17 protein-coding genes are annotated in these 22,700 nt (G+C 54.3%); 10 read left to right on the forward strand and 7 right to left on the reverse strand.

Annotated elements, in window-relative coordinates; translation table 11 throughout:
* The first annotated feature begins 152 nt into the window (after positions 1–152).
* Positions 153–1,559, forward strand: coding sequence for an MBL fold metallo-hydrolase (locus EGT74_RS09770; protein WP_123846320.1), 1,407 nt, complete (start codon positions 153–155; stop codon positions 1,557–1,559).
* Between the two features lie 22 nt (positions 1,560–1,581).
* Here EGT74_RS09770 and EGT74_RS09775 read toward each other — a convergent pair whose 3' ends face one another.
* Complete coding sequence (locus EGT74_RS09775; protein ID WP_123846321.1) at positions 1,582–1,800, reverse strand: hypothetical protein; 219 nt, start codon at positions 1,798–1,800, stop codon at positions 1,582–1,584.
* A 116-nt stretch (positions 1,801–1,916) separates the two neighbouring features.
* On the opposite strand from EGT74_RS09775, the gene EGT74_RS09780 reads away from it, so the two are divergent.
* Both EGT74_RS09780 and EGT74_RS09785 read left to right on the forward strand, forming a co-directional pair.
* Positions 1,917–2,411: a BON domain-containing protein gene (locus tag EGT74_RS09780; protein ID WP_246008165.1), complete on the forward strand. Its 495-nt coding sequence runs from the start codon at positions 1,917–1,919 to the stop codon at positions 2,409–2,411.
* Positions 2,412–2,452: 41 nt separating this feature from the next.
* Positions 2,453–2,827 carry a LysM peptidoglycan-binding domain-containing protein gene (locus EGT74_RS09785; RefSeq protein ID WP_123846322.1) on the forward strand — a complete coding sequence of 125 codons (375 nt, stop codon included), beginning with the start codon at positions 2,453–2,455 and terminating at the stop codon, positions 2,825–2,827.
* A gap of 162 nt (positions 2,828–2,989) precedes the next feature.
* Here the strand turns inward: EGT74_RS09785 and EGT74_RS09790 are convergent, their stop codons facing one another.
* The 6 genes from EGT74_RS09790 to EGT74_RS09815 are packed head-to-tail and all read right to left on the reverse strand — an operon-like array spanning position 2,990 to position 10,599.
* Positions 2,990–3,901, reverse strand: a complete 912-nt coding sequence (locus tag EGT74_RS09790; RefSeq protein ID WP_123846323.1) for a lysophospholipid acyltransferase family protein — start codon at positions 3,899–3,901, stop codon at positions 2,990–2,992.
* Positions 3,902–3,923: 22 nt separating this feature from the next.
* Positions 3,924–5,519: an L-aspartate oxidase gene (gene nadB, locus EGT74_RS09795; protein WP_123846324.1), complete on the reverse strand. Its 1,596-nt coding sequence runs from the start codon at positions 5,517–5,519 to the stop codon at positions 3,924–3,926.
* Between the two features lie 27 nt (positions 5,520–5,546).
* On the reverse strand, positions 5,547–7,172 hold the full coding sequence (locus tag EGT74_RS09800; protein ID WP_158618076.1) for a serine hydrolase domain-containing protein: 1,626 nt from the start codon (positions 7,170–7,172) through the stop codon (positions 5,547–5,549).
* Complete coding sequence (locus tag EGT74_RS09805) at positions 7,169–7,837, reverse strand: lysoplasmalogenase (RefSeq protein ID WP_123846326.1); 669 nt, start codon at positions 7,835–7,837, stop codon at positions 7,169–7,171. The genes EGT74_RS09800 and EGT74_RS09805 overlap by 4 nt, the downstream gene beginning before the upstream one ends.
* Positions 7,838–7,873: 36 nt before the next feature.
* Positions 7,874–9,208 carry a sensor histidine kinase gene (locus EGT74_RS09810; RefSeq protein ID WP_123846327.1) on the reverse strand — a complete coding sequence of 445 codons (1,335 nt, stop codon included), beginning with the start codon at positions 9,206–9,208 and terminating at the stop codon, positions 7,874–7,876.
* 44 nt (positions 9,209–9,252) lie between these two features.
* Positions 9,253–10,599, reverse strand: coding sequence for a sigma-54-dependent transcriptional regulator (locus EGT74_RS09815; protein ID WP_123846328.1), 1,347 nt, complete (start codon positions 10,597–10,599; stop codon positions 9,253–9,255).
* Between the two features lie 311 nt (positions 10,600–10,910).
* Between EGT74_RS09815 and EGT74_RS09820 the strand changes: the two genes are divergently transcribed.
* The 7 genes from EGT74_RS09820 to EGT74_RS09850 are packed head-to-tail and all read left to right on the forward strand — an operon-like array spanning position 10,911 to position 22,698.
* Complete coding sequence (locus EGT74_RS09820; RefSeq protein ID WP_123846329.1) at positions 10,911–12,158, forward strand: efflux RND transporter periplasmic adaptor subunit; 1,248 nt, start codon at positions 10,911–10,913, stop codon at positions 12,156–12,158.
* Between the two features lie 34 nt (positions 12,159–12,192).
* Positions 12,193–12,882, forward strand: coding sequence for an ABC transporter ATP-binding protein (locus EGT74_RS09825; protein ID WP_123846330.1), 690 nt, complete (start codon positions 12,193–12,195; stop codon positions 12,880–12,882).
* A gap of 11 nt (positions 12,883–12,893) precedes the next feature.
* Positions 12,894–15,257, forward strand: a complete 2,364-nt coding sequence (locus EGT74_RS09830; RefSeq protein WP_123846331.1) for an ABC transporter permease — start codon at positions 12,894–12,896, stop codon at positions 15,255–15,257.
* A 1-nt stretch (position 15,258) separates the two neighbouring features.
* Positions 15,259–15,462: a hypothetical protein gene (locus EGT74_RS09835; RefSeq protein ID WP_123846332.1), complete on the forward strand. Its 204-nt coding sequence runs from the start codon at positions 15,259–15,261 to the stop codon at positions 15,460–15,462.
* Between the two features lie 60 nt (positions 15,463–15,522).
* The gene (locus EGT74_RS09840; protein ID WP_123846333.1) at positions 15,523–17,931 is read left to right on the forward strand and encodes an ABC transporter permease; all 2,409 of its coding nucleotides are present in this window, start codon (positions 15,523–15,525) and stop codon (positions 17,929–17,931) included.
* 19 nt (positions 17,932–17,950) lie between these two features.
* Positions 17,951–20,311, forward strand: coding sequence for an ABC transporter permease (locus EGT74_RS09845; RefSeq protein WP_123846334.1), 2,361 nt, complete (start codon positions 17,951–17,953; stop codon positions 20,309–20,311).
* Positions 20,311–22,698, forward strand: a complete 2,388-nt coding sequence (locus EGT74_RS09850; protein WP_123846335.1) for an ABC transporter permease — start codon at positions 20,311–20,313, stop codon at positions 22,696–22,698. Before EGT74_RS09845 ends, EGT74_RS09850 begins: the two co-directional genes overlap by 1 nt.
* Positions 22,699–22,700: the final 2 nt, after the last annotated feature.

Here is a 22,700-nt window from a genome sequence, read left to right on the forward strand (position 1 = left end):
TTGTGCCTGCACCATACTGATAAGACTGCCTTCCAACGGAAGGCAGTTTTTTTATGCCATAACCGGTTGCTGGTCATGGTTTTACCTGCCGCTGACATCCGTCAGCGGTCACTTCTGAACTTCTTCGTATTTTTGTCGAAATCAAAAACCATATGTTCATTAAGCAGTTGTACACAGGATGCTTATCGGAAGCCGCATATTTTATAGAATCCGAGGGTGTGGCAGCAGTGATTGACCCCCTGCGCGACATTGAACCTTACCTCGAGCTGGCCCGCGAAAGGAACGCCACCATTCAGTACATTTTCGAAACACATTTTCACGCAGACTTCGTATCCGGCCACCTCGACCTGGCGGCCGCCACCAAAGCGCCCATCGTTTACGGGCCGGAAACCAGCACCAATTTTCCCGTGCATATCGCCAAAGACGGCGAGGAGTTCAGCATCGGTAAACTGACCGTACGCGCGCTGCATACGCCGGGTCACACACTGGAATCGACCTGCTACCTGTTGCTGGATGAAAACCGGGAACCGCACGCCATTTTTACCGGCGACACGCTGTTTGTGGGTGATGTGGGCCGTCCCGACCTGTTCAGCGGCAACCTCAGCAAGGAGGAACTGGCGGGTTTTCTCTATGATTCCCTGCAGACAAAAATAAAGACGCTGCCCGACGGCGTAATCGTATACCCCGCTCATGGCCCCGGCTCCGCCTGCGGTAAAAACCTTGGCCCGAACACTTACAGCACCATCGGGGAAGAAAAAAGCAGCAACTACGCGTTGCTGGCGGAAAGCAGGGAAGCGTTCATCAGCGAGGTGACCGATGGCCTGAGCACGCCCCCGCAGTATTTCCCGATCAATGCGCAGATCAATAAAGAAGGGTACGACGCCATGCATACCGTGATGGAAAGAAGCCTGAAGCCTTTATCCATCGAGGCATTCAAGGCAAAGGTGCAGGAAGGCGCGATGATTCTCGACACCCGTAACGCCAATGTGTTCACGGAAGGTTTTGTTCCGGGTTCCCTCAGCATCGGGCTGGAAGGCCGCTTTGCCGAATGGGCCGGCAGTTTGCTGAAATTCGACCGGCCGCTGGTGCTGGTAACTGCCGCAGGCCAGGAGGAAGAGACCATCGTAAGGCTCGCCCGTGTCGGGTTTGATAAAGTGGAAGGTTATCTCGAAGGCGGTTATGAAGCCTGGGAAGCAGCCGGTGAGAAAAGGGACCTGATCATTTCCGTGGACCCGGATGAGCTGGCCATGGACATTCCCCACGATCCAAACCTGGTGGTGGTAGACGTGCGCAAACCCGCGGAGTATGCGGACGGGCATGTGAAAGAAGCCATCAACATAAGCCTTGGCGACCTCACCGACCGTGCCGGTGCGCTGGCGGATTTTGACGATAACCACAACCTGTACGTACATTGCCAGGGGGGCTACCGTAGCGTGATCGCCTGTTCCATCATGAAACAGGAAGGTATTCACAACCTCCGCAATGTGAACGGCGGCTTCAACAAACTGAAAGATCAGAAAGGGATTACCGTGGTTCAGGAAAAGAACGTGCTGAACTAGGCCCGTTGAAGGATACAACATATTAGATACGAATCGCCGGTGGCTTTGCTGCCGGCGATTTTGTTTCAGGGCAAATGCAGGTTGTAACGCTTAATTCCAAAAGCGTATGGCCAAGCCCGTTATACCCTTGCTCCAAACCTGTTAATATAATACAAACCGGATAACGGCTGTTATCCGGGCATTCAAAATGCTTGCCCCAACCCCCAGAAAGCGCATTGAATATATCTTTTGGTTTATACACATATATTTTTTTACGCGTTCATTTACTATATATCTTGTTGCGTAACAATTATTTAAACAAAGAAATAATTGCTATTCCCGGCTGGATTCGCTAAATTCCTATAAAATTTTAATCGTATGAAACAGCGCAAATCCTTTTTACTCGCCTGTCTCGCAATGATGATGGGTATTCTATTGTGCGCTTGCAAACCAAGCGATGCCAAACTCCAGAAAGAGGTGAACGACAAGCTGGCGACAGCCGCTCCGGGCGTCATTGCCGAAGTAAAAGGCGGTGTGGCCACGTTAAGCGGGGAAGTGATGGATGAGGCTGCAAAAACCACTGCTGAAGATGCTGCCAAAGGAGTTAAAGGAGTTAAGTCTGTGACCAACAACGTGATGGTAACCCCACCCGCTCCGCCGCCGCCCCCGGTTGTGATCAACCCGGACGACCTGGTGCGCAACAGCGTGGATTCTTCGCTCAAAGCAGCCGGCATCACCGGTGTAACCGCGACCGTTGCCAACGGAGAAGTGACGCTGACGGGCTCCATTCCGAAAGCAGACCTGAAAAAAGTAATGCAGGCGGCTAACGAATCCAAACCTAAAAAGGTGGTGAACAAACTCACCCTGCAGTAACCGGCTTTTCATTCCAACATTAACCTTAAAAAAGTACGATCATGGCATTACAAGATAAATATGCAGAATTGGTAAACCAGGCTACCAGCGCCGGTGTAACGGGCTTACAGGTGGCTGAACAGGAAGGCGTGCTGTATGTAACCGGCACCGCTCCCTCCGGTGCGGTCAAAGACCAGATCTGGAGCACCTACGAAAAACTTGATCCCGAAATGCGTTCCGGCGACCTGGTACTGAACATTTCAGTAGCGGAAGGCGCAGAACAGGAGTACGAAGTAAAAGCGGGCGACAGCCTCAGCAAAATCGCCAAAAACTACCCGGGCCTCACCTGGCAGCAGATTTACGAGGCGAATAAAGACCAGATCAAAAATCCGGATCTAATTCACCCGGGCCAGAAGCTGAAAATACCCTCAGCATAATCCTCACCAACGAATAAAAACAAAAGGGTGTGCCGGTAACGGTACACCCTTTTTGTATGTTTCACCATGGTTAATGGCGGTCGCAAAGCTATTCGTTCGTCCATCTACGCCGGCTTCCTTGTGCTTTTTCCGGTGAGCGTGGGCTTTAAGTAAGATATGTCTTCATTCCCCATTCTCGCCTTCCTCTTCCGCCCGCCCCCCGCGTAGCTCGTCGTTTTCAGGCCGGTACACATGTTTCCACCGGCGGTGGCTCCATACCCAGGTTTCGGGCTGCTCGTGAATATGCTGTTCGAGATACTGCACGAAAGCCTCGGTAATCCTTCCCTCCGGTTCCTCGCGGGGATGTTCGAAGGCCAGTTTGATCTCAGCTTTGTAATAGCCCCTTTTCACCTTGGCGATTTTACCGAACACCACCGGAATGTCGAAGCGCCGGGCGCTCATTTCGGGACCTTTATAAAACGCGGTCATCCTGTTCAGGAACGGGAACCAGTAGCTGCGCCGCGGGTTACCGGGGTTCTGGTCGGCCACCAACCCGATCAGGTATTGTTTGCGCAGCCATGGGGCCATGCTGTTGCGCATGTCGTTGGCCGGAATCAGCCTGGTGCCGAATTTTTCACGGAAGTGAAGGAACATCCGGTTCACCGCTTTGTTCGTAATGGGCATAAATACCACCAGGAAAGGATAGTCCACCCCCTGCATACAAAACAGGTTAGCCCATTCCCAGTTAAAATTATGACCAAGGTGCAGCTGGCAGCTTTTGCCTTTTGCATACAGCTCGTGGAATACCGTCAGGTCGCACTCGAAGCGCTTTATCAGCGATCGCCGGCTCATCGTGAGCAGTTTGATGGTTTCCACCATCATATCCGTAAGGTTGCGGTAAAATTTTCTGGCCAGCTGCCTGATTTCCTTTTCGGTTTTATCCGGGAATGCCTGCCGCATATTTTCCAGCACCACTTTGCGGCGATACCCCGCGATGTTGTACAGGATAAAACAGAGCCCGTCGCTGATGATGTAAAGCAGCCACAGGGGAAGAACCGAAATGCTGTAACAGAATGCCAATAGAATGTAATACATGAACCACGCTCGCTTTAAACCTTTACAGGATGATATTCTGGACTAATTCTGATTTGTAAGGATAATCGGTGTTGTAGTGCAGGCCCCTGCTTTCCTTACGGAACATCGCGCCTTTTACCACGAGGTAACCGGCGGTGATGAGGTTGCGGAGCTCGCACAACTGGGGCGACACGGCGGTTTCGCGGTAGAGAGCCTCCGTTTCGAGATGCAGGATGTCGAGGCGGCGCATCGCTCTTTCCAGCCTCACGTTTGTGCGCACGATACCAACATAGTCACTCATGATCTGCTTCAGCTCCTTGAGGCTTTGCGTGATGAGGATCATTTCCTTGGGGGCGGTAGTGCCCAGCGTATCCCAGTCGGGCACCTGCTTAAAGCTGGTGCTGTCGATGGCTTTTACGGCATCGAGATAACAGCGGTGGGCAAACACCATGGCTTCGAGCAGCGAGTTGGACGCGAGGCGGTTAGCGCCATGCAGCCCGGTGCTGGCACATTCCCCGGCCGCATACAGGTTACCGATGGAGGTGCGGCCGTGCTCGTCCGTTTTTATGCCGCCGCAGCTGTAGTGGGCGGCGGGCGCAACGGGGATCATATCTTTTGAAATGTCGATCCCGAGGGAACGGCATTTTTCATAAATGTTCGGGAAGTGATGGATGAACTTCTCCAGGTCCATGTGCCGGCAGTCGAGGTACACATGCTCCGTACCGGTGATCTTCATCTCGCTGTCGATGGCCCTGGCCACGATGTCGCGCGGGGCGAGCGAGAGCCGTTCGTCGTACCGGTGCATAAAGTCCTCGCCGTTTTTGTTGCGGAGGATGCCGCCATCGCCGCGCACCGCTTCGGTGATCAGGAAAGCGGGGCTTTCGCCGGGCTGGTACAGGGCGGTGGGGTGGAACTGGATGAACTCCATGTTCTCGATCCGCCCTTTGGCGCGGTACACCATGGCCACCCCGTCGCCTGTGGCAATCACAGGATTGGTGGTGGTGCGGTACACCTGCCCGTTGCCGCCGGTGGCCAGCAGCGTTACACGCGAAAGGATTTTTTCGATTTTATTGGTCTGCAGGTTGAGCACATAAATGCCGTAACATTCTATGTCCTGCGTGGATTTTGTCACCAGGTAACCAAGATGGTGCTGGGTGATGAGCTCTACCACAAAACAGTGGGTGATAAGCTCTATATTGCTTTTGCGTCGAACGGCGTCGAGCAGTGCGCGTTCGATTTCGCGGCCGGTTACGTCTTTATGGTGGATCACCCTGAATTCGGAGTGGCCGCCTTCTTTCCCGAGCGAGAGTTCGCCATCGGGCGCTTTGTCAAAGCGGGCGCCCCATTCGATGAGCTCGTTCACCCGTTCCGGCCCTTCCTTCACCACGATCTCGACGATCTTTTCGTTGCAGAGGCCATCGCCGGCGATGAGGGTGTCTTCTATATGTTTTTCAAAGCTGTCGTTCTCCAGATCATTCACTACGGCCACGCCGCCCTGCGCGTACTTCGTATTCGTCTCGTCTTCGCGCGTCTTCGTGAGGATGGTCACTTTTTTATCCGGACATTGCTCCGCCACTTTCAGTGCATAAGTGAGCCCTGCAATCCCGGAGCCTACTACCAGGAAATCTGTTTGATGCATAAGGCATCAAAAATACGCAATTATGGGTTATTTCACCTTCGTAAAACTGACGTTCCGGGCGCGGGAAATGGAAATTTTGAAGCCGGAGATTTTATTCTGTTCGTTCCGCTCGAAATACAGCGGGCCGTACGGCGTTTCAAACCCGTCTTTATACTGCGGGTTGAGCGTCAGTTTTGAGTTGGCTTTCTGCACCAGCCACACGGTGGTGCCTTCTGCCTCAATAGTTACCCGGGCATCGGCCTCCTCGGAATAATATTCCCCGGTGTAACGGGCTGCGGCACCGTCGTTATTGATGTTTGCAAAGTCGACTGCCTTGTACTGGAGGGTATCTTTTTCGGGGGTGATTTCCGAAAAGCTGCCTTCAGCAAATTCGTACACGCCGCCGCGTTCGTTTTTAAAACGGTTTTTCCCGAGGGGGTACAGCGCCGTGTTGTTGCCGGCGTAAAGCTGCCCGTTTTTGATGGATAATTTCAGTCCCCGCCCGTCGCGTGAAAACTGGTACCAGCCGGTGTAATTCCGGAGGGTTTCTTCGGGCACGGCCAGTGGCGGAACGGCCGTCTGCGGTTTTTTCGGTTTCGGCTCGGGGATAAAAATATTGCGGGCAAGGATAAACGGAACGGTTGAGTCCCGATCGAACGCCGAGGTATTGCTCAGAAAGGCGAAGGTGAGCCCCAGTTCGGGAAAATACTCGAGGTTGGCGCGGTAGCTGGCGGTAGCGCCGCTGTGCATGATCACTTCTTTTCCGTTGAGTTTGGTGACCACCAGGCCCGCGGCATAATTGTGCGGGTTGCCGTTGTTCAGCGGCCGGGTGGTAACCTGTTTCGGGAAAAGCGAAGGGTTGCCCAGTTTCCCGGTGGTATAAAACTGCGTCCACCGCAGCAGTTCTTCGGCCGTGGTAAGCAGCCCGCCATGGCCGTACACGCTTTCATTGGGCATGTCGTTCAGGTATTTGGGGCCGATGGTGGAATAGGCCATCGCCCTGCCCGGCACCATCAGCTTGTAGCTGGAGCGCCAGATGGATTGCTGCATGCCGGCGGGATCGAAAATGGCCGGCCGTGAAAAGTCTTTCATTTCTTTGCCGGACACGCGCTGCACGATGATGGTCATCAGGGTATAGCCGGTGTTGCTGTAAATGTATTCGGCGCCGGGCACATTGTTCAGCGTTTTCTGCCTGCAGATGATAGCCAGGGCGTCGAGATTGTCGTACGCCTTGGTACCCCGCGGCCAGCCGGCGATGGCGGCAATGCTGCCCCAGTCTTTCAACCCGCTCGTATGCTGCATCAAATGGCGGATCGTAATGAGCGTACCGTAGTCCGGCAGCTCGGGAATATACTTGTGCACTTCGTCGTCGAGCGACAGTTTTCCTTCCTGCTCCAGCAGCAGGATGGCCGCGGCGGTGAATTGTTTGCTGACGGAGCCGGCTTCGATGAGCGAGGCGGTGCTCAGCTTCACGTTATGTTCCAGGTCCGCCAACCCCCAGGCTTTTGAAAAGATCACCTGCCCGTTGCGGCTGATAGCCATCTGCGCCCCGGGCCCGTCGGGTTTATATCTGCTGAAAGCGGCTTCTATCCTGGCTACCGTATCCTGCCAGGTCTGCGCCTGCGCACTGGTATACAGGCAGGCGGAAAATAAAAGGAGCGATAATTTTTTCATGATGGTACGGTTTTCAGGTGTTTGATGCTGCCTTCCACAATCATCCATTGCGCAACGCCGTATGTCAGCATGACTAAAATACTGCTTGCAGGGAAGGCGGTGTAAAATTTTTCTATGGCCAGTATGGAATCCGATATCACAAACAGGAGGGCGCCCGCTACGCACAGCAGGCCGGCTTTTCCGCTCCGCCAGCCGAACGTGCGCAGGGCCGTCAGCAGCATCAGCGAAATAACCACCGTGTACACCATCACGGCCGGTTTCAGCTCACCGAGGTAAGGGGCCAGCAGACTCACTAATCCTACGGCATATACGATCACGCCGGCTGCGGTGGCCGCTTCGCGCCAGCTCATCCGGGCCTTTGGCCGCACCTGCAGGAAAAAAATCATGTACAGGATGTGCGCCGTCAGGAAGCTGATCAGCCCCGCCACAAAATGTTGCGGGAACAGCAGCAGTACATCGCCGCCCCACGAAAAAATGATGGCGGCAAAAATGAAGTTCCTGGCACGAAGGTGTAAGTGAGCGGCATGTGCCCAGCAAAGGAAACCCAGCACGATCATGATCAATGGTTTGGTGGCGAAGCGGGCATGGGGAATGTCGAAGGCTATCACGCAAAGGTCTGCCAGCAGCACCAGGAAGTACAGTACTGCCCAGTTTTTCGGTTGCATAAGATCGCGGAATTGTAGCTGCAACTTAACTCCATTTTAATTAGTGAGCAATACGTAAAAAGTTGTACCCTTTTCCGGGGGACTGGCCACTTTCAGCTGGCCGCCGTGCATTTGTATGATTTGCTGGGAAAGGCTGAGCCCGATGCCGGAGCCTTTCTTTTTGGTGGTAAAGAAGGGGATGAAGATCCGTTCCTGGGCTTCCGGCTCGATGCCGGGCCCGTTGTCGGTCACCTCGATGATGATCTGCTGCGCGTTGCCCATGGAGCCTTTTACCTGTATGCGCGGTTTTTCCGTATGCTCCAGCGCGTCCATGGCGTTTTTTACGAGGTTGATGAGCACCATCTGCAATTGCGTTTCATCTGCATGAATCTCAATGTTATCTGGCGACACGTGCGCCGTATAGGTAATGCCCGCTGCCCGGATATCGGACTGCAGCAGGTTGCTCACGGAGTTGATGAGTTGTTTGAGGTTGACGTTGGTGAACTGCGGTTTGGGCAGGGTGGTGTAATCGCGGTAGGCGTTCACGAAGTTCATGATGCCCTTGCTGCGGCTTTCGATGGTTTCGAGGGCTTCCTTGAGGTCTTCCACCGCTTCCGTCTGTTCCGGGGTGGGCCCCATGTCGTGCTCCACGATTTCGCGCATGGTGCCGATGAGGCTCACGATGGGGGTTACGGAGTTCATGATTTCGTGGCGCAGGATCTTGGTGAGGTTCTGCCAGGCCTCGAGCTCTTTCTGCTGCAGCTCCGCATGGATGTTCTGCAGGGAAATGAGCTTTACCAGCCGCCCCTGCAAGCGCACGGTGGTGGCCTGGATGGTGAGCTGCTGCCCGTTTTGCGTGGCGTACAGCGCTTTGCTGCCCGCCGGTAGCTGCAGCAGTGTTTCCGCCAGGTCAGGGTGGGGGTGTTTCAGTTCGTCGAGGTAACGGAGGCGGTAGATGCCCATCAGCCGGAAGGCGGCGGGGTTGATGAGCTCAATTTTGCCGTCCGAGTCGAAAGACAGTACGCCGATGCTGATATGCTGGATGATGGTATCGATGTATTTGAGATTGGCCTCCCTTTCCGCCCGCGTCTGGCGGAAGGCTTCAAGCACTTCGTTGAACTGGTGGTTCAGGGCACTGAAACTCTTGCCCAGCTTATTGTCTGCGCTGAAACGGATCGAAAAGTCCTCGTACCGGATAGCCTCCAGGAACAGGGTTAATTTGCGGTTCACCCGGTTGAGGTAATAATACAAACCGAACACCTGCACGATGATAAACGGTACGATCAGCAGGATCACCAGCTGGTAGCCGTTCCACCACAGCCAGCAGCCGGCCATGATGGTGGCGATGAGCACCACTATCCGCAATAAAATGTTAAGGCTGAATCGGTTCATGTCGTCTGGGAATATTCGTTCTTCATATCAGCGGGCACCGGGTATCAGAGATTGTATTTTTCCATGCGGCGGTACAGCGCAGCCCGGCTCAGGCCCAGTTCCTTGGCGGCATCGGTGATGTTGCCGTTGCACTTTTTCAGGGCCTGCGAGATCATGTTCCGTTCCATATCTTCGAGGTTAAACCCGGTGTCGAACTGCTCGGCGGCAGCGTTCGTTTTCACGAATACGTCTTTCGGCATGAGGGTTTTGCCCTGGCAAAGAATGACCGCTCGTTCGATGGCGTGCTGCAGCTCACGGATGTTGCCCGGCCAGTCGTATTTCTCGAGCTGGGCGATGAGCGTTTCGTGCAGGAAGGCCACGGGGCGGTTGTATTTTTTGCGGTACATGCCGAGGAAATATTCTGCCAGCGGCACGATATCTTCCACGCGGTTGCGCAGGGGCGGCAGCTGTATTTCGATGGTGTTGACGCGGTATAAAAGGTCCTGGCGGAACAGGTGCTGGGCCGCCATTTGCTGGATGTTGCGGTTGGTGGCGCAGATGAGTCGCACATCCACGGCGGCGGCTTTGTTGGAGCCCACACGCGTCACCGAACGGTTCTGCAGCACGGTGAGGAGTTTGGCCTGGAAGGGAATGGAAATATTGCCGATCTCGTCCAGGAAAATGCTGCCGCCGTTAGCCTCTTCAAACCGCCCGCTGCGATCGTCGCGGGCATCGGTAAACGCGCCTTTCACATGGCCGAACAGCTCGCTTTCAAACAGTGATTCGCTGAGGGCGCCAAGGTCTACGCTCACGAAAGGTTTTTCTTTCCGCTGGCTGAGGGTGTGAATGTGCCGCGCCAGCAGGTCTTTGCCCGTACCGTTTTCGCCGAGGATGAGGATGTTGGCGTCGGTACCCGCTACGCGGGATACGGTTTCCATTACTTCCTGCATGGCGGGACTGTCGCCGATCAGTACATTATCGGTATGAAGGGTGGCGCCGCCTGCCTTTTTCTCCTGTTTGGCCTGGTGGGTCAGCACCGCCGTTTGCATGGTAGCCAGCAGTTTATCGTTTTCCCAGGGTTTCAGCACAAAATCCACTGCGCCTGCTTTGATGGCGCGAACGGCCATTTCCACGTCGCCGTAGGCGGTAAACAGCACCACGGTGGCTTTGGGATTGATGTCCAGAATACGGTCCAGCCATTCAAATCCTTCTTTGCCGCTGCTGAGGTCGCGGGTGAAATTCATGTCGAGCAGAATCACATCGTACTCGAAATTGCTTACCAGGTAGGGGATCTTCTGCGGGTTCTTTTCGAAGTCCACCTGGGCGAAATGCCTTTTTAACAACAGGCGTGCTGCTCTTAATACATCCACATCATCATCAACGATCAGGATTTTTCCTTGCTGTGTACTCATCGGTATTTTGTTTCCTTGGTTAGCAAATACTGCAAATCATATTCCGTTCCGGCGGGTTATGCCGGAAAGCCGGGGTGGTTGAACGGCCCAAAACGGCCCCGGAAGCAATATTAAACAAAGATTTTTTTGATTCGGGGGTTATTTTGAGGCGGGGCGGGAGGGCTGTTTTGTGTCCGGAAACGGACACCGCCTGTCCGCTTTGGAACAGGCCGCCCATTGGGCGTTTCCGCCAAATGGGCCATGGTGCGTAATCTGGCTCTTTGGCATGGCTTGGCACATGGATTGGGTATTTGTCCGCAGCAATTACAATCATGGATAGACAACTCAAAAAGAAATACTGGAACAAACAACGCATTTTTCTCGTTGGCGGAGGTGGCGTGCTGGTACTGCTCGTTTTATGGAGCTTCATTTTTGCCGACAAAAGAAGCAAGCTGAATGTTGAAAAAGACAAGATCACGATCTCTACCGTAACGCAGGGGTCGTTCGACGAATATATCGTGGTGACGGCAGTGGTGCATCCGCTCAAAACCATCCGCCTCGACGCCATCGAGGGCGGGTATGTGGCCCGCAAGTTCCTCGAAGGGGGCAGCATGGTAAAACAGGGCGATTCCATCCTCCGCCTCGAAAACCAGCGGCTGATGATGGAGTTTGTAAACAGGGAAACGGAAATGTACCGCCTGCTGAACGAATTGCAGAACACCCGCCTGCGTTTGCGCCAGGACCGTTTTGCCCTCGAAAAGACGCTCAGCGACCTCGATTACCAGGTAGACCAGGCCAAAGACCTGTTCGACCGGAACCACAAACTGTTCAAAGACAAGGTGATCGCCGAGCAGGAGTATCTGAGATCCAAGCGTGATTATGAAAAACTGACGCGCCAGCGAGAAATCGAAGTGAAATCGCAGGCTTACCAGATCGACAACTCTCAAACGCAGATCTCCCAGCTGGAAGGGACCATTGCCAGAACGCAGCGGAACCTGTCGCTGATGAAGGAGAACCTCAATAACCTGGTGGTGCGTGCCCCGGTAGACGGCCAGCTGTCGTCTATCAACGTGGAAGTGGGCACCAGCATTTCCGCCGGCCAGAACATCGGCCAGATCGACGATCTCAACGGTTTCAAGATGCGCGCGGAAGTGGACGAACATTACATTTCACGTGTATTTGCCGGCCTGAAGGCCAATTTCGAGTTCAACGGCAAAAACAACGACATGGTGATATCCAAAGTATATCCCGAAGTGAAAAACGGGCGGTTTGAAGTAGATATGAATTTTTCTTCCGGAGCACCTGAAGGGATCCGTCGCGGCCAATCCTCTCCTATCCGCCTCGAATTAGGGAAGTCGTCTTCAGCTCTCTTACTGCCGGTGGGCGGGTTCTTTTCAGATACCGGGGGAAACTGGGTGTACGTAGTGGAAAAAGGCGGAAAGCGTGCGGTGAAGCGCAACATTTCGCTGGGCCGCAAAAACCCGGTATATTTCGAAGTGCTCGAAGGGCTGAACCCCGGCGAGCAGGTGATCACATCGCCCTATGAGAATTTCGGCAACAAGGAAGTGCTGGAGTTTTAACCTTAACCAATCCAATCACAAACAAACAACAACAATGATCAGAACAGTCAATTTACAGAAGCTCTTTACGACCGAAGAAGTGGAAACTACGGCGCTGAACGGTATTTATATGGAAGTGCAGGACGGCGAGTTTGTAGCCATCATGGGTCCCTCCGGTTGCGGTAAATCCACCCTGCTTAATATCCTGGGGTTGCTCGACAACCCGTCAGACGGCGAATATCATTTCTGGGGCCAGGAAGTGGCGCGCATGAGCGAACGTCAGCGTGCCCAGCTGCGGAAAGGCGCCATCGGGTTCGTGTTCCAGAGCTTTAACCTCATCGACGAGCTGACTGTTTTTGAAAATGTGGAGCTGCCGCTGCTGTACCTGAAAGTACCTGCCAGCGAAAGGAAAAAAAGGGTGGAGGAAGTGCTCGAAAGAATGAACATCATGCACCGCCGCAATCACTTCCCCCAGCAACTGTCTGGCGGCCAGCAGCAGCGTGTGGCCATCGCCCGCGCCGTAGTGGCCAAACCGAAACTGATCCTCGCGGACGAACCGACGGGTAACCTCGACTCCACTAACGGGGAAGAAGTGATGAAACTGCTGCAGGAGCTCAACGATGCCGGTACCACCCTGATCATGGTAACCCACTCCCCCTACGACGCCGGTTTCGCCCACCGCATCGTCAACCTCTTCGACGGTAAAGTCGTTACGGAAAACATCAAAGAACAATTTCACGTATAACCCGCTGCCCTATGTTTCATAACGTCAAAATTGCCTGGAGAACGCTCAGTAAACAAAAGTTGTATGCCGCCATCAACATCGGCGGCCTGGCTATTGGCCTAGCGGTGACCACCCTGCTGCTGATGTGGCGGCAGGATGAGTTGAGTTATGATGCATTTCATCCGGGGAAGGAAAATATATACGAAGTACACAGCACTTTCGAGTCAGGAGGCTCGATGGTGCACTGGATAAATACACAGGCAGCCGTGGCCGCCCATTCGCTGCGGTCTGTGCCGGGCGTGAAAGAAGCCGTGCGCGTGTCGTACAACCAGGACATGAGCCGGTTCCAGTACCGCGACCGGGTCTTTTTTGAAAAACAGACAGGGTATGTGGACGAGCGCTTTTTCTCCCTGTTCAACTTTCCGTTGCTGAAAGGAGATCGTAACAAACCCTTCAGGGACAATAACTCCGTAGTGGTATCTTCATCCATTGCAAAAAAATATTTCGAAGACGAGGAGCCGATCGGGAAAGTGATCACCATCGACGGCAAACACCAGTTTACCGTAACGGGGGTAATGGAAGACATGCCGTTAAACTCCAGCATCCGGTACGATATGCTGTTCCCCTTCGACCGCGTTGTCAAATCATATGCTCCCAATGGTTACTGGAAAACAGCGGACGAAGACTGGGGCAATTTCTATGTACGTACTTATCTGCAGCTGCAGCCGGAGACTAACCTGGACACGACAGCTGCGCGGCTGGGCAGGTTGTGGGTGACGCAAAGCCCCAACGAGGGTATCGAAAGACGGGGTTACCTGCTGCAGTCCCTGACCGACGTTCATTTTTACGAAGTGAACGGTAAAGAAGGGCTGATCAGGGTTATCCGCGTCTTTTTCCTGATAGCGATCGTTATCCTGCTTATTGCCTGCATCAATTACATTAACCTGTCCACCGCCAGGGCCAGCCAACGCGCGGTAGAGGTGGGCGTGCGCAAGGCCATCGGCGCCAACCGCGTGCAGCTCTTCCGGCAGTTCATCAGCGAATCGGTGCTGGTGTTTGGTATTGCCGTGGTGTTGGCAGTGGCGCTCCTGTATTTCCTGCTGCCGTTCTGCAACGACCTCACGGGTAAAAATATGACGTTGAGCCTGCTCGACGGCCGGATTCTCGGCATTCTGGGCTTCGGCATTTTATTCATGCTGCTGCTGGCCGGCGTATATCCGGCGCTGCTGCTGACTTCTTTCGATCCATTGAACGCACTGAAAGGAAAAATCACCGCTGCCGGCCGGTCAGGTTTCTTCCGCAAAGGACTGGTGGTGACGCAGTTTGTTATTTCCGTGGTATTGATCGGCAGCACACTGGTGATCGGTTTGCAGCTGCGCTATATTCACAATAAGCCGCTCGGGTTCGACAAAGAGAATGTATTTATCTTCCCCGTACGGAACATGCAGGAACATGCCGCCGCCGTTAAACAGCAGCTGGCAGCCATTCCCGGAGTAACTGCGGTAACCTACGGGCATACCAATATCATGAATGTGGGCAGCTCCACGAGCGATACGGATTGGGAGGGCAAGGCACCCGGCCAGAGCCTCAATGTGACCGTGATCGGGGCGGATGCCGACTTCGTTCCCTCCATGAAATTAACGATCAAAGAGGGCCGTGCTTTCCGGCCGGGCCCCGCGGATTCCGCGTCATACGTCCTCAACGAAGAAACAGTGAGGCTGACCGGCCTCAAAGATCCTGTCGGCAAGCGGTTCAGGCTGTATGATACCGAGGGTACCGTGATCGGTGTAGTGAAAGATTTTCACAGCGGCGATATGCATTATAAAATCAGGCCGCTGGTGATGTTTTACAAGCCGGAAGGATGGCAGCTCTATGTAAAAACGGATGGCCAGCGCACGGCCGCCGTGGTGGATTCCATCGGGAAGATCTGGAGCCGCTATAACCCGGATTATCCGTTTGAGCCGTCGTTCCTGGATATGAGCTATTCCGCCATGTACGCCGGCGAGGCCCGTACCGGTAAACTGTTCCTGACATTCGCCGGTGTGGCCGTGTTCCTGTCGTGCCTCGGGCTTTTCGGCCTGGCCACCTTCTCCATATCGCAGCGCACCAAAGAAATCGGCATCCGCAAGGTGCTGGGTGCTTCGGTGCCGAATATCATACAATTGATCTCGAAAGATTTTCTAAAGCTGGTGCTGATTGCCATCGTGATCGCTACGCCGATTGCCTGGTACGCCATGCAGCAGTGGTTGAGCAGTTTCGCTTACAGTATACCGGTGCCCGTGTGGGCCTTTGCCGCGGCAGGTGTAGTAGCGGTGCTGATAGCGCTGTTCACCGTCAGCTTCCAGTCTATAAAAGCCGCACTGGTGAACCCGGTGCACTCCTTAAAATCAGAGTAACATGGAAAAGTCATTATCGTGCTTCATGAACCAACTGATGAATGCCCAGCTCAACCCCGGTTATACGGCAGACGGCAACGGCTATTCGCCCACGGCGAACGAGCTGTTCAACATGCTTCCCTATATGGCCATTCCCGTGCTGCTGGTGTTGATCGGAGGCCTTTACTTCATCAATCTTTACAGGAAAAGAGAACTGAAACACTGATCGATACGGCCGGATGGTTCTCTGAAGTCCAGCTGAACAAACAATATGATATAACTGCTTATGCTCAGAAATTACTTCAAAGTGGCCCTGCGCCATTTACTGCGCAATAAAGGCATCACCTTTATCAATGTGGCGGGGCTGGCCATCGGGATGGCCTGTTGTATTCTGATTGTGCTGTTCATCCGGCACGAGCTGGGCTACAATAATTTTCATGCCAGAGGAAAGGAGATTTACCGCCTCGTATATGACATGAAACACTCGGATGGGCTGGTGGAGTACGGCACCAGTACCCAGTTCGCCGCGGCACCGGCGCTGAAGCGCGAGCTGGCGGGCATCAAAGAAAGCGTGCGGGTGTTCAACGCGCGGGAAGTGGTGATTGCGGCGGCGGGAGAAGCGTACCGCCAACAGAATGTACTGTTCGTGGATCAGGACTTTTTCAACGTCTTCAGCTTTCCGCTGACAGCAGGCAATCCGGCCACTGCGCTCAAAGATCCCTACTCCGTGGTGCTCACGGAATCGACCGCTAAAAAATATTTCGGTACCGTCAACCCCGTAGGCAAAGCGTTGCGGGTACAGGATGACTATGATTGCATCGTGACCGGCGTCGTAAAAGATGTGCCTTCCAACTCCGACATTGATTTCGATATTTTATTTTCTTTCAAAACCATTTTGCAGAATGCCGCCAAAACAGGCAGCAATCCAGAAAGCAGCTGGTATGCTTTTTCCAACAACCAGACTTTCGTGACGCTGACACCCGGCACAACGCCCAATTCAATCCGCGGCGAACTGAACGGCCTGGTGGAACGGTATATAACCCCCATCGCCAAAACGTTGGGCGAGCAATTCAGCTATCAATTGCAGCCGCTGGCCAACATGCATCTCAAACCCGAGGGCGATCTCGCGCCGGATGAGGCCAGCACCAAATTATATCTCTACGGTGTGATCGGGCTGTTCATCATCCTCATCGGGTGCATCAACTTCATGAACCTCGTAACGGCCAGGGGCCATGAACGGGCGATGGAAGTGGGCCTGCGGAAGGTGATGGGTGCTGAGAGAAAGGCGCTCATTGTACAGTTTCTGGTGGAATCCGTGGTGATCTGCATCCTGGCTTTTATGCTGGCCGTATTGCTCGCGCAATTGCTGTTGCCGGGCTTTAACTACGTAACGGACAAAACGCTGACGATTTTTGAGCCGGGCAACGTACCGCTGCTGTCGTTATTGCTGCTGCTGGCCGTGGTGGTGGGCTTGATGGCAGGTAGTTATCCTGCGCTGTATCTTTCCGGTTTCATACCCGTGCGTATCCTGAAGGGAGGCGCCAAAAGCGCCGGAGGCAGGTCGCTGTTCCGGAAAGTGCTGGTGGTGTCGCAGTTCAGTATTGCTATTGCATTGATCATCGCCACGGTGGTGATTTATTCCCAATTGCGTTACATGCAACGGAAAGACCTCGGCTTCAACAAAGCCGGGCTGGTGAACTTCAACCTGAACAATCCCAAACAGGCCGGTCTGCGCCCCGCATTCAAAGCAGAACTGGAACGGCTTCCGTTCGTGCAAAGCGCCGCCTATACCAGCATGCCGCCCGGCGTTGGTTTTACCAGCGTGAACCCGGTAGGGCTGGAGGGATCCAAAAGTGAAGACAGCAAACTCTCCGTAATCGTGAACGCCGATTTCTCGTACTTCACCAATATGGGCGTAAAAATAGCCGCCGGCCGCGATTTCGACGCCCGCTTTCCCACGGACTCCATCGACGCTTTTGTGATCAACAAAAAGGCCGCTGCCATCCTGGGGCTTAAAAATCCCGTGGGCAGCCGCATCGAATGGCGTGGAGGCCCCGTACCCCGCAAGGGCACGGTGATAGGCGTGGTGGAAGATTTTAACATGCAAAGCCTCCGGTTACCGATAGAGCCCATGGTGGCCATGATACGGCCCGCGCAGGCCCGCATGCTGATGGTGCGCCTGGCGCCTGGTGATAAGCAGCAGCAGGTGGCCCGCATCGGGGAGATCTGGCAGCGGATGATGCCGGCATTTCCTTTCAACTACCGTTTCGTGGAATCTGAAATAGGCAATGAATATGAGCAGGAAAAACGGACGGGCAGCCTCTTCGGCGCCTACGCCTGCCTGGCGGTCTTTATCGCCAGCATGGGGTTGTTCGGCCTGGCCATGCTTGTAGCACGCCAGCGCACCAAAGAAATCGGCATCCGCAAGGTGCTGGGCGCCTCAGTGAGCAGTATCATGACCTTGCTGTCGAAAGACTTCCTGCAGCTTGTGTTTATCGCTATTTTTATTGCGGCCCCCATTGCCTGGTATGCTGCCAGCAGGTGGCTCGAGAATTTTGCCTTTCCGATCAGCATGCCCTGGTGGGCCTTTATTGCAGCGGGCGGCGGGGCTCTGCTCATCGCCTTCGTTACCATCAGTTTCCAGGCCATCAAGGCCGCTTTATTGAATCCCGTGCGCTCACTGCGTTCGGAATAACCGCTAAAACAACGTCAACATGTGGAGAAACTATATTAAAATAGCATGGAGGAACCTCTGGAACAATAAAATGTTCGGGGTGATCAACATTGCGGGGCTCACGATGGGCCTCACCTGTTGTATGTTCATCCTGCTGTGGGTGGCCAACGAATGGAACTACAACCGCAACCACCAGCAACTGCCCAACATCTACCAGGTATATGAGCATCAGTACTACGCCAACCGCGATGTATTTACGGTGACAGCTACGCCGGGCCCGCTGGCCGACCAGCTGAAAGCCGAAACGCCGGGTATCCTGAAAGCGGGCGTGTTATCGTGGATCTCTGACAAGCTGTTGAATGTACGGGAGAAAAACGTGAAAATGGCCGGGCAATATGCGAACAACGACCTGCTGCATGTATTTTCTTTTCCCTTCCTGGAAGGTGACCCCGCCAAAGCACTGAAAAGCCCGAACGAAATCGTGATCACCGAAAAACTGGCGCACAGCCTTTTTGGTGAAGCCCGCGCAGTGGGGCAGATCGTGCGGCTCGACAATAAAATGGATTACGAAGTCAGCGGCGTGATCAAAGACCATCCCCTGAACTCGATGTTCAAATTCGAATGGCTGCTGCCCATGGAGCGGCTGGTGGACGAAAATGAATGGCTGAAACAGTGGGACGCGAATGCGCCGCGCACCTATGTGCTGGCCGACCCGAAAGCCGACATCGACAAACTGAATGCGAAAGTAAAAGGCATCATACAACGCAACCTCAAAGATTCCAAAACAGAAGTGTTTCTCTACCCCTTCCAGGACACTTACCTGAAAGGACGTTTTGAAGACGGGCACGAAACCGGCGGCCGCGTCGAATATGTTCGCCTCTTCATTGTGGTGGCCATTTTTGTGTTGCTCATCGCCTGCATCAACTTTATGAACCTCTCTACCGCCCGCGCCATCCAGCGTAGTAAGGAAGTGGGGGTGCGCAAAAGCATCGGTGCAGACAAAAGCTCGCTGATCGGGCAGTTCATGGGTGAGTCTTTTGCGCTGGTGTTTGCCGCCACCGCCCTCGCATTGCTGCTGGTATGGGTGCTCACGCCCGCGTTCGAGCGCATGGTGAATGTCAAATTATCGGTGGAACTGTTCACCTGGTACAATATGGCCGGCTTGTTCTTCCTCGGCTTGTTTACCGGCTTTGTGGCCGGCAGCTACCCCGCTTTTTATCTTTCTTCGCTCGACCCAGTGGCCACCCTCAAGGGCGGCATGCTTCGCCTGCGCACCAGCGCCATCTGGCTGCGGAAGAGCCTCGTGATATTCCAGTTCGTGGTGTCCACCACGCTGATCGTAGGCGCGTTCCTGGTGTACCTGCAGATCAGTTTCATCAAAAACAGGAACCTGGGCCTGAATAAAGACCAGGTGGTGTATTTCCGGAACGAGGGCAGCATCGCCAATAACAACGCTGCTTTCAAAAGCGCGCTGTTGGGGATGCCCGGCATCGTGGCGGCTACGGAGTCAGACCAGTTGCCCATCCGTGTGGGCAACAACGGTCAGGGCGTGTCGTGGCCGGGTAAAGCGGAGAACGAAGAAGTGCTGATCGATTTTCTCTGGGTGGGTAACGATTTCGACAAAACCATGCAGCTGGAAATGATTGAAGGCAGGACGTTCTCGGCAGCATTTCCTAACGATGGAAAAGGTGTGGTGATCAACGAAACGGCCGCCAAACTGATGAAGCTGCAAAAGCCTTATGTGGGGCGCATCATCACAGTGGCTGGTGAGCAACGCCCCATCCTTGGCGTAACGGAAGATTTCAGCAGCAACCATGCCCAGATCAAAACAGGGCCCCTGCTTATCCGTTACCAGCCTTCGGGCAACTGGTACGTGCTGGTGCGCATACAGCCGGGCCAGATGGAGAAAGCAGTGGCCAGCATCGAAAAAGCATATAAACAATTTAATCCTGAATACCCTTTCACACTGGAGTATATGGACGAAACCTTCGCCCAGATGTATACCAGCGAACAGGTGATCGGCAGGCTGGCGGCCGCTTTTACGGCTCTCGCCATTTTTATCGCCTGCCTCGGTTTGTTCGGGCTTGCCACCTTTACGGCACAGCAGCGTACCAAGGAAATCGGCATCCGCAAAGTGCTGGGCGCCACGGTGCTCCAGATACTGGCCCTGCTCAGCAAAGAATTCCTGCGGCTGGTGCTCATCGCCGTTGCCATTGCCATGCCACTGGCGGCTTACCTGATGAACGACTGGCTGAACAAATTCGCCTATCATATCGAAGTGAGCTGGTGGGTGTTTGTGGTTACCGGCATATTGGCCCTGGTGCTGGCTTTGCTGACAGTTAGCTACCAGTCTGTGAAAACCGCGAGAATGAATCCCATTAAATCTTTAAGATCTGAATAATGCTTAGCAACTACCTCCGCATCGCGTTCCGCCAGCTCTGGAAGCATAAAGCGCTTTCAGCCATCAATGTGCTCGGGCTCAGCATCGGCTTCAGCGCCGCGCTGGTGATATGGATGATGGTTTATTTCGATCTGTCGTTCGACAAGTTCCATCCTGCCGGTGACCGGATTTACCGGGTGGTGAGCGAGTCGCCGGACTGGGGTATGAGCTCCGCGGTTCCTTTGCCGGTGGCGGATGTGCTGAACAAGGAAGTGAGCGGTCTCGAAAGGTCTGCGCTGGTATACGAATTCGTTCCCAACGTCAGCATCAAGGGCGGCAAGGAACAATATCATTTTATGCAGAAACGCATCGCGTTTGCCGATGCGTCCTACTTCGATATCATCCGGTACGAATGGTTGTACGGCTCTCCGGCCGTGCTGCGGGCGCCCGACCAGGTGGTGCTGACCGAAGAGCGGGCTGCGCAATATTTTCCGGGCGTTCCAGCCGGGGAAGTGATCGGCCGTGAAGTGATTTATGACGATTCGCTGCACCTCACCGTGGCAGGGCTGATCGCGGCATTGCCCGGCCGCACCGATTTTCACTTTGCTGAATTTGTGTCGATGCCCACCGCGCACACGCACAAGGGCGTCAGAGACTATATCGGCATCGGCCGTTGGAACATGGTCAACACGTCGGCGAATCTCTTTGTGATGCTGCGGCCCGGAACAACGGTGGAAAAAGTGAACCGTCAGCTGGCCGGCATTCCCGCCCGCTATAACGAAGGTGATAAAGACATTTATTTCCTGCAGCCGCTGTCGGAGTTTCACTTCGACAGCCGGTTCGAACTATTCGAGAGGCGCCATGCGAACATGACGACTCTTTACAGCCTCTCCGCGCTGGTGGTGTTTTTACTCCTGCTCGGCTGCATTAATTTTATCAACCTGCAAACCGCACAGGCCGCCGGCCGCGCCCGGGAAATAGGGGTGCGTAAAACCATGGGCAGCAGCAAATGGAAGCTCATTATGCAGTTTCTGGGAGAAAGTGCGCTGCTCACCATTTTCGCCGCCGGCCTTGCCATTGTTTTCGTGCCTTTCATTTTGCATACGTTCAGCGATTTTATCCCGGAGGGCGTGAACATGACCCTGATGAAAGACTGGCGGGTGTTCATTTTCATTCCGCTGCTGATTGTGATCGTAAGCCTGATGGCGGGTTTATATCCCGCTTTTGTAATGGCGCGCTTCCAGCCCGTGCTGGCGTTAAAGAACAGCCTGCACGGCGTGAAAGGAAAAACAAGGCTGCGCCAGATACTGACCGTATCGCAGTTTGCCGCTGCGCTGGTATTGATCATGGCCACCATCATCGTCAGCAAACAGACGCGCTACGCGCTGCATAAAGAGCTCGGTTTTGCAAAAGACAACCGCATTGCCATGTATAAACCGCGCGGCAGCGCCACGATGGACGTGCTGCGCCGCCAGCTGCTGGCGATGCCGGAGGTAACCGCTACCACGTACGGTTTCGGTGCGCCGCTTTCGCTAGGCACCACGGCTACGAGAGCCGCATTGGGACACGATGCGCTCAAAGATGAGTCCGCCATCGAGGTGAAATATGTGGATACGGCGTACCTGAATTTTTACCGCCTCCGTTTGCTGGCCGGCCGCAATCTCGCGCCGTCCGATACCATGCGGGAAGTGGTGATCAATGAAACGTTCGCCCGCAAGGCCGGGTACAAAAAACCGGAAGACGCGCTGGGGCAGTCGTTGACCAGCAGCGGCATCCGCTATCCCGTGATCGGGGTGGTGGCGGACTTTCATGCCAAGTCCCTGCGGGAGCCCATCAAGCCGCTGATGTTAACCACCGGCCGTTCTTACGTCAACATGCTGCATGTGGCCTTTGAGAAGGGGACCGACATGCGGGCGGCCCTCGGTAAAATTGAAAAAGAATGGGCCGGCCTGTATCCCGGTGTGCCTTTTAAATACAATTTCGTAGACGAAGCTTTAAAGCATTTTTACAGGGAAGAGACAAGGCTGATCAAACTATTAGCCTGGGCCACCGGCGTGGCCATTTTAATCAGCTGCCTCGGTTTGCTGGGGCTGGCCATTTATGCCACCCGCCAGCGCACCCGTGAGATCGGTATCCGGAAAGTATTAGGCGCCAGCGTGCTCAGCATCGTGTCGCTGTTTTCCGGCAACATCCTCAAACTCGTATTGATCGCCCTTGTGATTGCATCACCGCCGGCGTGGTGGCTCATGCAGCAATGGCTCAATAAATTTGCTTACGCCATAGCGGTGCCATGGTGGATATTCCCCGCAGCGGGAGCGGCAGCAGCCCTGCTGGCCTTGCTGACGGTAGGTGTGCAGTCCCTGAAAGCCGCATTGATTAACCCCGCGCAGGTATTAAAAAACGATTGACC

This window comes from Chitinophaga lutea (assembly GCF_003813775.1).
Classification (GTDB): Bacteria; Bacteroidota; Bacteroidia; order Chitinophagales; family Chitinophagaceae; genus Chitinophaga; species Chitinophaga lutea.

What these genes read in the sequence shown, in the direction of transcription:
- EGT74_RS09770 (WP_123846320.1), top strand. Translation starts at nt 153, where the DNA reads ATGTTCATTAAGCAGTTGTACACAGGATGCTTATCGGAAGCCGCATAT.
- EGT74_RS09790 (WP_123846323.1), bottom strand. Translation starts at nt 3,901, where the DNA reads ATGTATTACATTCTATTGGCATTCTGTTACAGCATTTCGGTTCTTCCC.
- EGT74_RS09850 (WP_123846335.1), top strand. Translation starts at nt 20,311, where the DNA reads ATGCTTAGCAACTACCTCCGCATCGCGTTCCGCCAGCTCTGGAAGCAT.
- EGT74_RS09845 (WP_123846334.1), top strand. Translation starts at nt 17,951, where the DNA reads ATGTGGAGAAACTATATTAAAATAGCATGGAGGAACCTCTGGAACAAT.
- EGT74_RS09785 (WP_123846322.1), top strand. Translation starts at nt 2,453, where the DNA reads ATGGCATTACAAGATAAATATGCAGAATTGGTAAACCAGGCTACCAGC.
- EGT74_RS09820 (WP_123846329.1), top strand. Translation starts at nt 10,911, where the DNA reads ATGGATAGACAACTCAAAAAGAAATACTGGAACAAACAACGCATTTTT.
- EGT74_RS09830 (WP_123846331.1), top strand. Translation starts at nt 12,894, where the DNA reads ATGTTTCATAACGTCAAAATTGCCTGGAGAACGCTCAGTAAACAAAAG.
- EGT74_RS09815 (WP_123846328.1), bottom strand. Translation starts at nt 10,599, where the DNA reads ATGAGTACACAGCAAGGAAAAATCCTGATCGTTGATGATGATGTGGAT.
- EGT74_RS09810 (WP_123846327.1), bottom strand. Translation starts at nt 9,208, where the DNA reads ATGAACCGATTCAGCCTTAACATTTTATTGCGGATAGTGGTGCTCATC.
- EGT74_RS09840 (WP_123846333.1), top strand. Translation starts at nt 15,523, where the DNA reads ATGCTCAGAAATTACTTCAAAGTGGCCCTGCGCCATTTACTGCGCAAT.
- nadB (WP_123846324.1), bottom strand. Translation starts at nt 5,519, where the DNA reads ATGCATCAAACAGATTTCCTGGTAGTAGGCTCCGGGATTGCAGGGCTC.
- EGT74_RS09835 (WP_123846332.1), top strand. Translation starts at nt 15,259, where the DNA reads ATGGAAAAGTCATTATCGTGCTTCATGAACCAACTGATGAATGCCCAG.
- EGT74_RS09805 (WP_123846326.1), bottom strand. Translation starts at nt 7,837, where the DNA reads ATGCAACCGAAAAACTGGGCAGTACTGTACTTCCTGGTGCTGCTGGCA.
- EGT74_RS09780 (WP_246008165.1), top strand. Translation starts at nt 1,917, where the DNA reads ATGAAACAGCGCAAATCCTTTTTACTCGCCTGTCTCGCAATGATGATG.
- EGT74_RS09825 (WP_123846330.1), top strand. Translation starts at nt 12,193, where the DNA reads ATGATCAGAACAGTCAATTTACAGAAGCTCTTTACGACCGAAGAAGTG.
- EGT74_RS09800 (WP_158618076.1), bottom strand. Translation starts at nt 7,172, where the DNA reads ATGAAAAAATTATCGCTCCTTTTATTTTCCGCCTGCCTGTATACCAGT.